This window comes from Providencia sp. PROV003, assembly GCF_045040775.1.
GTDB classification, from domain to species: Bacteria; Pseudomonadota; Gammaproteobacteria; order Enterobacterales; family Enterobacteriaceae; genus Providencia; species Providencia huashanensis.
In genome coordinates, this window is record NZ_CP096369.1 from 4,332,401 (window position 1) to 4,344,947 (window position 12,547).

The 12,547-nt window shown below is 41.7% G+C and carries 12 protein-coding genes; all 12 read left to right on the forward strand.

The features are described from left to right. Positions 1–19 precede the first annotated feature (19 nt). The 12 genes from M1F14_RS19850 to M1F14_RS19905 all read left to right on the forward strand — a co-directional run bounded on the left by M1F14_RS19850 (position 20) and on the right by M1F14_RS19905 (position 12,538). Positions 20–1,246 (forward strand): Bcr/CflA family multidrug efflux MFS transporter, encoded by a 1,227-nt coding sequence (locus M1F14_RS19850; RefSeq protein ID WP_181469107.1) that lies wholly within the window; start codon positions 20–22, stop codon positions 1,244–1,246. After that, on the forward strand, positions 1,243–2,706 hold the full coding sequence (locus M1F14_RS19855; protein ID WP_042846852.1) for an NAD-dependent succinate-semialdehyde dehydrogenase: 1,464 nt from the start codon (positions 1,243–1,245) through the stop codon (positions 2,704–2,706). The genes M1F14_RS19850 and M1F14_RS19855 overlap by 4 nt, the downstream gene beginning before the upstream one ends. A gap of 192 nt (positions 2,707–2,898) precedes the next feature. Then, positions 2,899–3,702, forward strand: coding sequence for a 2-oxo-hept-4-ene-1,7-dioate hydratase (gene hpaH / locus M1F14_RS19860; protein ID WP_048608303.1), 804 nt, complete (start codon positions 2,899–2,901; stop codon positions 3,700–3,702). 9 nt (positions 3,703–3,711) lie between these two features. Then, the gene (gene hpaI / locus M1F14_RS19865; RefSeq protein WP_042846854.1) at positions 3,712–4,518 is read left to right on the forward strand and encodes a 4-hydroxy-2-oxoheptanedioate aldolase; all 807 of its coding nucleotides are present in this window, start codon (positions 3,712–3,714) and stop codon (positions 4,516–4,518) included. 163 nt (positions 4,519–4,681) lie between these two features. After that, positions 4,682–6,049, forward strand: a complete 1,368-nt coding sequence (hpaX, locus tag M1F14_RS19870) for a 4-hydroxyphenylacetate permease (RefSeq protein WP_042846855.1) — start codon at positions 4,682–4,684, stop codon at positions 6,047–6,049. Between the two features lie 189 nt (positions 6,050–6,238). Beyond that, entirely contained in the window at positions 6,239–7,129 is an 891-nt protein-coding gene (hpaA, locus tag M1F14_RS19875; protein WP_042846856.1) for a 4-hydroxyphenylacetate catabolism regulatory protein HpaA, read from the forward strand. A 513-nt stretch (positions 7,130–7,642) separates the two neighbouring features. Further along, complete coding sequence (gene hpaB / locus M1F14_RS19880) at positions 7,643–9,205, forward strand: 4-hydroxyphenylacetate 3-monooxygenase, oxygenase component (protein ID WP_042846857.1); 1,563 nt, start codon at positions 7,643–7,645, stop codon at positions 9,203–9,205. A 19-nt stretch (positions 9,206–9,224) separates the two neighbouring features. Further along, positions 9,225–9,743, forward strand: coding sequence for a 4-hydroxyphenylacetate 3-monooxygenase, reductase component (gene hpaC / locus M1F14_RS19885; protein WP_042846858.1), 519 nt, complete (start codon positions 9,225–9,227; stop codon positions 9,741–9,743). 227 nt (positions 9,744–9,970) lie between these two features. Beyond that, on the forward strand, positions 9,971–10,528 hold the full coding sequence (locus M1F14_RS19890) for a LemA family protein (protein WP_129466848.1): 558 nt from the start codon (positions 9,971–9,973) through the stop codon (positions 10,526–10,528). 30 nt (positions 10,529–10,558) lie between these two features. After that, the gene (locus M1F14_RS19895; protein ID WP_181469318.1) at positions 10,559–11,599 is read left to right on the forward strand and encodes a hypothetical protein; all 1,041 of its coding nucleotides are present in this window, start codon (positions 10,559–10,561) and stop codon (positions 11,597–11,599) included. A 1-nt stretch (position 11,600) separates the two neighbouring features. Then, positions 11,601–12,143 carry a LemA family protein gene (locus tag M1F14_RS19900; RefSeq protein WP_042846862.1) on the forward strand — a complete coding sequence of 181 codons (543 nt, stop codon included), beginning with the start codon at positions 11,601–11,603 and terminating at the stop codon, positions 12,141–12,143. Further along, positions 12,140–12,538 carry a hypothetical protein gene (locus tag M1F14_RS19905; protein WP_042846863.1) on the forward strand — a complete coding sequence of 133 codons (399 nt, stop codon included), beginning with the start codon at positions 12,140–12,142 and terminating at the stop codon, positions 12,536–12,538. The genes M1F14_RS19900 and M1F14_RS19905 overlap by 4 nt, the downstream gene beginning before the upstream one ends. Positions 12,539–12,547: the final 9 nt, after the last annotated feature.

Below are 12,547 nucleotides of genomic sequence, written 5' to 3' on the forward strand. Positions count from 1 at the left end.
GTTGTATTGAGAGGGCAAGATGGTTAAAAGTTTCGATAAACACATACCGCACTACCTAATCCCATTATTGGGGTCATTAGTGGCATTCGGCCCATTGTCTATCGATATGTATCTTCCTGCCCTACCTCAGATGGGGGTTGCTCTTCAAGCCTCTCAGGGGCAAATGCAGTACACTCTAGGCGCTTTTTTTGCTGGCTTTTGTGTCGGGATGCTGTTTTACGGGCCACTGAGCGATTTGCTGGGCCGCCGTAAAATGTTGTTAAGTGGCTTGGCAATCTTTACCGTAGCAAGCTTATTATGTGCTCAAGCCTCTGATGCCAATACGTTAATTATTTTCAGGGCGCTACAAGCTTTTGGCAGCGGTGCTGCAATCGTGATGGCGAGGGCAATTGCTAGGGATGTGTATCCCTCAAATGAATTACCTAAAGTGTTGTCATTAATGACACTCGTCACCATGATTGCTCCATTACTTGCCCCATTACTAGGTGGTTTTCTACTTATCCACTTTCAGTGGCAAGCTATTTTTTATTTGTTGGCGCTGATTGGCCTATCTTCCGTGGCGGCAATTTTTTTCTTGCTCCCTGAAACATTACGCCACCAGCGGGGCACTGAGAATATTATTTGCGTTGCTTTTAAAAACTACGCTCAGGTGCTCAGCGACAAAGAAGCACTGAGTATTATCGGTACCATGGCGTTCTCTTTCGCAGGGATGTTCGCCTTTATTAGTGGCTCACCATTTGTTTACATCAGCTATTTTGGTGTTTCTGAACAGCATTATGGCCTGTTATTCGGCTGCAACATCTTGGGGATGATTGTCATGCTGTTACTCAATGTTAAGTTGCTAAAAACCTATAGTTTGACGCGTATATTGACCATGCAAAGCGGTTTTCAACTTGCGTTTGGCTTATTGTTGTTACTTTTTTATCAACAAAGCCTCTCCATAATTGTTATTCTGGTGGTACTGTTCCTATCGATGGTAAATGCTATCGGCACTAACAGTTTGTCACTGTTACTGCAACATCGCGGAAAAATTGCAGGTAGCGCCAGTGCACTCGCAATTTCAATTCAATTTGCATTGGCTGCTCTGGCTAGTGTTGCAGTTTCTGTATTACAGGATGAATCCCCATTTGCTATGACACTCGTTATGGCTATCTGTGCTGGGTTAAGTTTCACAAGCCAATATTTATCGGCTAAAAATCCCCACTCACAGGTGCAATCAGTGTCTTCGGAGAAAAACGAAAAATGAGCATAAATACCAATTCTACATTATTCCGCCAACAGGCTTATATCAACGGTCAATGGGTTGACGCACAAAACAACAACGTGTTTGAAGTGACAAACCCTGCGAATAACCACGTTATCGCCAAAGTGAGTAATGTAGGGGCGTTAGAAACCCAGCAGGCTATTGAAGCTGCTGAAAAAGCCCTCCCAGCATGGAGAGCTAAAACTGCGAAAGAACGTAGCCAGATTTTAAATAAATGGTTCCATTTGATGATGGAAAACCAAACAGAATTAGCGCAATTGCTCAGTGCAGAACAAGGCAAGTCGATAACCGAATCGATGGGAGAAATTGCCTACGGAGCCAGTTTTATTGAATGGTTTGCTGAAGAAGGTAAACGCATTTACGGTGAAACTATTCCGTCACCACTCCCAGGTCGCCGCCTTGTAACAATAAAACAACCTGTCGGTGTGGTTGCGGCAATTACGCCTTGGAACTTCCCTAATGCGATGATCACCCGCAAAGTCGGTCCAGCTCTAGCAGCCGGTTGTACTATGGTACTAAAACCCGCCGCAGAAACACCACTCTCTGCGCTTGCACTCGCGGCATTAGGTGAACAAGCAGGTATCCCTGCTGGCGTATTTAACATCGTCCCAGGCACAGATGCCCAAGCCATTGGCGGGGTAATGACCTCCAGCCCTATTGTCCGTAAATTGACTTTCACAGGTTCTACCCGTGTTGGCAAATTATTGATGGAACAATGCGCTAATACTGTGAAAAAAATGTCCCTTGAGTTAGGTGGTAATGCGCCATTTATTGTCTTTGATGATGCGGATTTAGACGCAGCAGTACAAGGGGCTTTAGCCGCAAAATTCCGTAACAGCGGGCAAACCTGTGTATGCGCTAACCGCATCTTAGTTCAAGAAGGTGTCTATGATGAATTCGCCGCTCGCTTAGCAAAAGCTGTAAATGAACTAAAAATTGGCCCATCAACCCAAGCAGATTCACAGCAAGGCCCGCTGATTAACCAAGCCGCTGTCGATAAAGTGACAGAGCACATTGCTGATGCTGTTTCTCATGGTGCGAAAGTGATTGCAGGTGGTAAACCAGCGTCGTTGGGTGGTTTGTTCTTTGAACCTACAGTGATCACCGGTGTAACCGAATCCATGAAAGTCGCTAAAGAGGAAACATTCGGTCCACTCGCGCCTTTATTCAAATTCCGTGATGAGCAAGAAGCCATTGCACTAGCGAATGACACTGAGTTCGGCTTGGCATCCTATTTCTATTCAAAAGATATCGGTCGAATCTACCGTGTTGCTGAGGCTTTAGAAAGCGGAATGGTCGGTATTAATGAAGGCATTATTTCAAATGAAGTGGCCCCATTTGGTGGCATTAAGCAGTCTGGTCTGGGGCGTGAAGGCTCACGCTACGGAATTGAAGATTATCTGGAAGTGAAATACCTCTGTTTCGGTGGTCTTTCTAATTAGAAAGACACATTAACTGGCGGTATTCGCTTTTAAAATCTTAGCTCTAAATAATTCGAGTTAGAACAAGGCGGCAAATGAGACTAATCCCTTAGGAGCATACCCGTGTGACTAGGGGATAGGCGCAAGCCTATCGTGAAGCTAACGCAGTTATAGCTCGAAGTATGACGAGCTGAGGTGCAAAAGGAGAATAAGATGTTACAAAAAGATGTCATATTGCAAATAGCCCAACGCCTTAATCAGGCTGAAAAATCACGTGAGCAGATCCGCCAGATTTCGTTGGATCACCCAGAGATGACGATTGACGATGCTTATGCAATCCAAAAAGAATGGGTTGGTTTGAAAATTGCTGAAGGACGTATACTCAAAGGCCATAAAATTGGGCTAACCTCCAAAGCAATGCAAGCAAGCTCACAAATAGATGAACCTGATTATGGCGCGCTACTTGACGATATGTTTTTTGATGACGGTTGTGATATTCCCACTGACCGCTTTATTGTCCCTCGTATTGAAGTAGAGCTTGCTTTTGTTCTCGCAAAACCCTTACGCGGCCCCAACTGCACCATCTTTGATGTCTATAACGCAACTGATTATGTGATCCCTGCTCTTGAGCTAATTGACGCACGTTGCCATAACATAGACCCAGACACTAGCCGTCCCCGTAAAGTATTCGACACAATTTCGGATAATGCGGCTAATGGTGCAGTGATTTTAGGCGGCAGACCTATCAAACCACGCGACTTAGATATGCGTTGGATTAGCGCACTGTTATATCGCAATGGCGTGATTGAAGAGTCTGGTGTCGCTGCCGCAGTTCTCAATCATCCCGCTAACGGTGTTGCTTGGTTAGCCAATAAATTAGCGCCGCATAATGTCCAACTTGAACCGGGCCAAATCATTCTTGGTGGTTCATTTACCCGACCTGTTCCTGCACGTAAAGGCGATGTGTTCCACGTCGACTACGGCAATATGGGTTCTATTAGCTGCCGTTTTGTATAAGGAAATACTATGGATCTGTTAGAAAATAAATTTAAAAAAGCCTTAAAAAGTGGTCAACCGCAAATTGGGTTATGGCTTGGGTTATGTAGCCCATACAGTGCTGAACTTGTTGCTGGTGCTGGCTTCGATTGGCTATTGATTGACGGTGAACATGCACCGAATAATGTACAAACTATATTATCTCAATTACAAGCAATAGCCCCTTATCCATCACAGCCAGTCGTCCGCCCACCGTGGAATGACCCGGTGATCATCAAACAATTGCTGGATATTGGTGCTCAGACACTTTTATTACCTATGGTGCAAAATGCTGAACAAGCAAAACAAGCCGTCCGTGCGACTCGCTATCCACCAGCGGGAATACGCGGTGTTGGTAGTGCATTAGCGCGTGCGTCACGCTGGAACCGTATCCCCGATTATTTAACTCGTGCAAATGATGAAATGTGCGTAATCGTGCAAGTAGAAACTCGTGAAGCAATGAATAACCTGCCTGAAATTTTAAACGTTGAAGGGGTGGATGGCGTATTTATTGGCCCAGCAGATCTCAGTGCCGATATGGGTTTTTCTGGTAACCCTAATCACCCAGAAGTTAAAGCCGCAATAGAAAAAGCTATTGTACAAATTCGTGAAGCCGGTATCGCCCCTGGGATCTTAATGGCGGCACCAGACGTTGCCGAACACTACCTGAAACTCGGTGCCCTGTTTGTGGCAGTAGGTGTGGATACCACATTACTTGCTCGTACCGCTGAAGCGCTGGCAGCTAAATTTGGCAAAACCGCCTCAGAGGTCACTCCAAGTACACCAAGCGTTTATTAACAATAAGTATCGCTAAATAGGTCAATTTTAACCCTACAGACAATTACCCTATTTAGCTAAATAAAAAAGCAATATCACAATATAGGGCAGACAGCACCATGACTGCCTACTAGTCCCTTGTACCTATAAAATCTTCAAAAGAAAGAATTGAGGGCCCTACAATATGAGTAATCAACAACTTGCAAGCACTAACCCTGCTGAGCAACATAAAAATTTAACTGAGCCACAGCAACGGGTAATTAATAAACTATTCAAACGGCTGATAGTATTCTTATTCGTACTATTTGTGTTTTCATTCTTAGACCGGATTAATATCGGCTTTGCCGGCCTAACTATGGGAAAAGATATCGGCCTCACTTCCACCATGTTTGGCTTAGCGGCAACCTTATTTTATGTCACTTATGTTATTTTTGGTATTCCAAGCAATATCATGCTCAGTATTGTGGGGGCTCGCCGTTGGATAGCCACCATCATGGTGCTTTGGGGAATTGCCTCAACCGCAACCATGTTTGCGACCGGGCCAACCAGTTTATACATCTTACGGATGTTAGTTGGGATAGCAGAAGCAGGTTTCCTACCGGGCATTTTAGTGTATTTAACCTACTGGTTCCCCGCTTATTTCCGCGCTCGTGCTAATGCCTTATTTATGATAGCCATGCCAGTTACCATGGCATTTGGTTCACTCGCATCTGGCTATATCCTTGGTTTAGATGGCGTTTTAAACTTAAAAGGCTGGCAGTGGTTGTTCCTACTAGAAGGTTTCCCATCAGTGATCCTTGGGGTACTCGTTTGGTTCTATCTGGATGATTCTCCGAAAAAAGCCAAATGGCTGACCCAAGAAGATAAAGACACGCTTCAAGAAATGATGGACCAAGACCAACTGGAATTAGTGCAACCCCATGGCTCAAAAAGCCATACAGCAATGCAAAATACCAGTTTATGGAAAGAAATATTCACCCCTGTTGTCTTGATGTATACCGTCGCTTATTTCTGTTTAACCAATACATTAAGCGCAATTAACATCTGGACACCTCAGATCATGCAAAGCTTCAATGAAGGCAGTAGTAATGCCATGATCGGCCTGTTAACTGCAATCCCACAATTTTGTACCATCTTAGGGATGATCTACTGGAGTCGGCGGTCAGACCGTTTGCAAGAACGGAAAATGCATACTGCCTTACCGTATTTATTCGCCGCCGCAGGCTGGGTACTTGCTGCCATGACGAGTCACCCAATTATCCAATTGATTGGTATTATCATGGCCTCGACAGGTTCTTTCACTGCCATGGCCGTATTCTGGACGACCCCTGATCAATCCATTAGTTTACGTGCTCGAGCTATCGGTATTGCGGTTATCAATGCAACGGGTAATATAGGCTCAGCCGTCAGTCCACTATTGATAGGTTGGCTAAAAGACCAAACAGGTAGCTTTAATTCAGGCCTCTATTTTGTGGCAGGTTTGCTGGTCGTCGGTGCACTATTAGTTATCGCTATCCCAATGAAGAACTCAAGACCAAGAGCAACACCTTAATATTTTGATGGTTTGAATGATTTGAAGGTTTTGAATGTTTTAATAATTTATGCTGCAAATAATTATTAAAGGGTGTTACCCAAAATAATTTGGTTTGCAGCTAGGCGGCAAGCAAGTTAACCCTTAAGAACATACTGCGGTATGTGACTAGGGTTGGCTTGTGAGGCCAACAACGCTGCGAGCCGAAGAATGAAGGGTAACTCAACTTTAATTACGAATATCGACATCAGTACAGACTACGACGAAACCCAAGGTAACGATGACGTTCACTACCAAACCTTTGGTAACATGGCGGCTTTCTTTGGCCGTGATATGCAAGCCCATCGCCATGACGGTTTTTTCCAATTACACTATTTGGTTACTGGTCATATCACCCTACAACTTGATGAATCTCGTTATTCGGTTCAGGCACCTTTATTTATTCTAACGCCCCCATCTGTCGCCCATGCCTTCTTTACCCAAGAAGACACTGATGGCCACGTACTAACTGTACGGCAAGATTTAATTAGCCCACTATTGGGTTCGCTTTACCCTGCTAACCCTGACTTAGTCAATATTCCAGCAATTTGTTTATCTGTTGCAGACAAACCCGAAGATATTGACACCTTCAATCATTATTGGGCGCTAATGGCTCGTGAATCGGCAAATAACGCTGTAGGGAAAGATCAGGTTTTATCCTCTTTAGCACAGGCTTTTTTTGCTTTTCTACTAAGGTCAATCCCTCTTGATGAGCACCCGACCACAGGTGTTCGAGGGGAGCATCGTTTATTCCAACGCTTTAATCAACTCATTGACTTACATTATCATGAGCACCTAGCAGTACCTGAGTATGCAAAAAAACTCGGGGTCACTGAATCTCGATTGAAAGATATGTGCCGCCGTTTCGCGAATAGGCCGCCTAAACGGCTCATTTTTGATAGGATATTAAGGGAAGCAAAACGTATGCTGCTATTTTCTGATAGCCCAGTCTCTGAAATTGCCTACCAGCTTGGTTTTAAAGACCCCGCTTATTTTGCCCGCTTTTTTAACCGATTAGTGGGTTGTTCCCCAAGTTTATGGCGCGAACAAAATATCCACTAGTACGGGTAGTTTTATCACAAAAATAACACATGTATTGCATATTAAGAATGCAATACATTTTCATGCTTCCTGATAGCCTATCTTTTCCCACCACCACACTTTTATTTTACATTTTAAAAACATTTTGATGTTTTATTGATTTTGTTTCAACATTATCAACAATGTCAAACTGATTAACAAAAAGTGAATGTCAAGATTAAAAAACAACCACCAAAAACCAAAATAACAAATATATATTAATATATAAATAAAGCATAATTAATTGATATACATTGTTTTTATGTTTAATCTGATAATTACATTAACATCAAAACATCGAAGTGATCACAATTCTTTCATAAAAAACCATTTACAACGAAAAGTACCCGTTAACCTTTAAAAAGTCTCTTTAAAACTTACTCAGAAAGCGATTCAATTAATAAACACAAAAGAAACATAAAATTAACATAATTTAGCTTGCAACCTTTGTACCCCTATCATTGCAAGCCCTCATTGTGAGATAACGAGGTAGACATGAAACCAGAAGATTTTCGTTCAGATGCTAAACGCCCTTTTAATAGCCAGGAATATCTAAAAAGCCTACAAGATGGCCGTGAAATCTATATTTATGGCGAGCGTGTGAAAGATGTCACCACTCACCCTGCTTTTCGTAACTCCGCCGCTTCTATAGGACAATTATATGATGCGCTTCATGATAAAACGACTCATGACCAACTTTGCTGGAACACTGACACCGGTAATGGGGGATACACACATAAGTTCTTTCGTTTCGCCACAAGTGCAGATGAATTGCGCCAACAGCGCGATGCAATCGCAGATTGGTCACGCCAGAGCTATGGATGGATGGGACGCACTCCAGACTATAAGGCGGCATTCGCCAGTTGTTTAGGTGCTAACCCAGAATATTACGGCCAATTTGCTGATAACGCTCGTAACTGGTATAAACGCATTCAAGAAAGTGGGCTTTACTTTAACCATGCTATTGTTAACCCACCTATCGACCGCCATAAACCCGCAGATGAAGTAAAAGATGTTTATATAAAACTAGAAAAAGAAACTGATGCAGGTATTATCGTCAGCGGTGCAAAAGTCGTTGCAACTAACTCTGCGTTAACGCACTACAATTTTATTGGTTTTGGCTCTGCGCAAGTCATGGGTGACAACCCTGATTTCGCACTGATGTTTGTCGCCCCTATGGATGCTGATGGCGTGAAACTGATTTCACGTGCATCTTATGAATTAGTCGCAGGAGCTACTGGCGCACCATTTGATTACCCATTATCAAGCCGTTTCGATGAAAATGACGCAATCCTCGTGATGGATCATGTGTTAATTCCATGGGAAAACGTGTTGATCTACCGCGACTTTGATCGCGCTCGTAACTGGGCAGTACAAGGTGGTTTCGCTCGCCTGTTCCCGTTACAAGCTTGTGTACGTTTAGCGGTGAAACTCGATTTCATCACCGGTCTTCTGCAAAAAAGCTTGGAGTGTACTGGTGTTATCGACTTCCGTGGTGTACAAGCAGACTTAGGTGAAGTGGTTGCATGGCGCAATTTGTTCTGGTCATTAACTGATGCAATGACCTCTGAAGCAAAAGCTTGGGAAGGCGGTGCATTCTTACCTGATACTCAAGCAATTCAAACGTATCGTGTTATGGCACCAATGGCCTACACCAAAATCAAAAATATAATAGAAAGTAACGTCACCAGCGGCCTGATTTATCTACCATCTAGCGTTCGTGACATGAATAACCCAGAGATTGATAAGTATTTAGCAAAATATGTTCGTGGCTCCAACGGTATGGATCATGTTGAACGTATTAAGATCTTAAAACTTATGTGGGATGCAATCGGCAGTGAATTTGGTGGCCGTCATGAGCTGTATGAAATTAACTATGCAGGTAGCCAAGATGAAATTCGCCTGCAATGTCTGCGTCATTCATACGGTTCTGGCAATATGAAAGCCATGACAGATATGGTTGATCGTTGTTTATCCGATTACGATCAGCACGGATGGAAACGTCCACACCTGCATAACAACAATGATATTAATCAGTTAGATTCGCTGCTAAAATAATCGGCAGCAGGAGGTCAAAATGTCTTTAGAAAATGAACATCGCCTGCGTTTCAGAGATGCGATGGCAAGTCTTGGTGCAGCAGTTAACATAGTCACCACGGATGGTACTGAAGGTCGCTGTGGGATCACCGCAACCGCAGTCTGTTCAGTTACAGATACGCCACCAACTTTGATGGTATGTGTCAACCGCAATAGCGCCATGAATGCGGTATTTCAAAAGAATGGCCGCCTGTGTGTAAACGTACTAAGCCATGATCAAGAAGAACTCGCCTGCCACTTCGCAGGTATGAAAGGTTCAACCATGGAAGAGCGTTTTAGTTGGAATGTGTGGGACAACGGTATTTTACAACAACCTTTACTGAAAAATGCCCTTGCCAACCTCGAAGGTGAAATTACGCAAGTCCAAGATATTGGTACTCACTCAGTGTATATGGTTGAAATGAAACAAATCATTGTCAATGACACAGGGCATGGTCTGGTTTACTTTAAACGCAAGTTCCACCCTGTTATGCACCAAATACTTGAACCAACAGCGTAAGTAGCGATACAACTTGAAATATAACGAGTATATCTGACTGAAATAGCCTCTAATTTAAGAGGCTATTTTGTTATATATACTAAACTGTTACAGAAATACTTTACGATATTCCTTTTCTTTTTATATTACATTCCCTTTCACTCTTTTCTGATTGCATAATTAATAAGACTCTTATACGTTTAGCTAAAATCAAATTAAATAAAAACCGCTGACTAAAAGGCATTAATATGACCATCACTCTTATCATTGTAGCTGTTTTATTATTATTGGCTGTTGGCTGGGGGATATCTATTTATAACCGCTTAATCAATGCGCGTAACCAAGTGAATAACCAATTTGCTAATATCGACGTGGTTTTAAAGCAGCGTGCCGATCAAATTCCACAACTGGTCACTATTACAGAAAAAGCAATGGAACATGAAAAAAGCCTTTTTATCTCATTAAGTGACGCACGCCAAAGCTACTTTAGTGCCCAAAATATGGCGGACAAGATCACCGCTTCAAATGAAATGAACCGCGCACTGGGTAACCTTATAGCTATCGCAGAAAATTACCCTACCCTCATTTCTGGTGAGCAATTCACACAATTACAATTAGCCCTAAGCGATGTTGAAAATAAAATAGCCCAACGCCGTGAAAGTTTTAACGATGCAACAACAGAGTATAATACTGCAATACAAATGTTCCCTGACAACCTGATTGCTAATGCCTTTCGTTTTACACAATTACCATTACTTGATATTTCTGAAGATGATAAAAAATATCATGGTATCCAGTTTAAATAATATCAACGTAAAGGGTATTAGTCTGTGAATATGTATTTTTTACTCGGGGCAGCGATTGGTGCTTTAATTTTATTTATCGATAATAAGTTTTCGATAAATAAAAGAGTAAATTGGGGGATCATCCCTTTTATCAGCATTGCCTGCGGTATGTGGTACTCGCTATCACCTACTCAAGGGGATTACGGCAGTATCATTTATTATATTGTGATATTGACCATTTCCTTTTTTATTATTCGTCATATCGTCAAAGCCAGTAAAGCCGGCTTTCAGCGGTATCAGCGATTACAAAATGAAGGTTCATCAAAGTTTAGCGCTTTTCTTAAAGTACTCGTGGGGACTTTACTAGCAAGTTGCTTATTTGTAGGCTTTTTTATCGACATGCGAGTGTTTTTCATCGCATTTGTCTTAGCCTTCGTATTTAAGTTTATTGAAAATACACCAACCAAGCGCTTCTTAAAATTTCAAAAAAACCTCGCGACATCCAAAATACGCTCAATAGCTATGGGGCTTGTCGAAGTTGAAGGTGAAATAACCACAGGTACTGAAATTAAAAGCCAGTTAGGTAATAAAACCTGCTATGGCTCCTTTTATTTTGAGTATTCCATATCGAAAGATAAAGATGGTAAAAAAAGTTATACATTACAAAATAGTAAAAGCCGTATGGAGAGTTTTATCCTGACCGATGATACAGGGTCAGTAAAGGTAGAATGTGACCCCGATTACTTTGTTTATCCAGGGCTACAAGCGCATATGGATATTGAGCAAGGCAACCGTCGTTATACTGAATATTTGCTTGAACCAAAAACCCGTTATTTACTGATTGGTACCGCTGACGCGAATGAAAAAGGTGAGGCCGTTATTATCCGCAAAGCTCCTCATATGCTATTAGGTGTTTCTCCGGCTGACTATGTTGTACGTTGGAATAAAACCGGGCCGTTACGTCGGAATTTATCCATTACCGCCATTATTGCACTGTTATTGATTGGGGTTATTTTGGTTACCCCGATAAATTACCGTAATGGGCAATTAAATCTGTATTTTGACAAAATATCATTATTCGGTGATAACTAGCATGGAAACGCTTATTTTCTTCATTATTATTGTTATCATTGGCTATATAATCATTCGCTATCTAATTAATATTTATAACAATATTGTCTTTTTGAAAAATAATTGCCTCAAAGCATTTGCCAATATTGATGTGCTATTAATGAAACAAATTGAGTTAATACCAGCGCTGACTCAAGTGGCAGATAAAGCTATCGCGTATGAAAAACAGCTTATTAATGAAATAGTTGAAAGCCGACAGCGCTATTTATCCAATACGGCCATTGAAATCAAAATTGATACTGCAAACCAACTATCGCCAAAAATAAAGCCATTAATTGCTATCGCAGAAAACTATCCCGCGCTTATCAGTAAGGCGGTACTATTGGAATTACAAACACAAGCAAAGCATATTGAAGAGCAAATTGCCGACAGACGTGAATTTTTCAACCAAACGGTCACACTCTACAATACCGATATTCACATCTTTCCAAACCTAATTTTTGCAGCGTTATTTCGCTTTAAAGCTATTCCTCTGCTATACGGTAAACAGGAGCCTTCACAATGATCAGCATTCCTTTTTCTTGGTTTGGTTTTACTGATTGGCTTCTTGAGCAAGAAGCTGGGTTAGTCATTATGTTTGCCACGTTCGGCACATTGTTTTTATCTATTGCCACCCTTGTCGTACTAAATATACTCGGGCTAAAAAAACTCTCACTCTATATTTCAGGGGCTTTATTTTGCTCAGTTTTTATTAGCATGATTGTGATGATCCCACTATTACTGCTTTTCAGTATTGAAGACTCAATCAAGTTACAACTTATCTGGGTCATTATTGTTGCCAGTTGCCTAATTTCATTTTTAAGTAACCGACATTATTTGGAGATCTATTTTAATTCCATTGAAAATAAAATTGAAAAAGAAACCAAAAAACAAAAATCCAAACGGAAAAACAAAAAATAGAGGACAAAT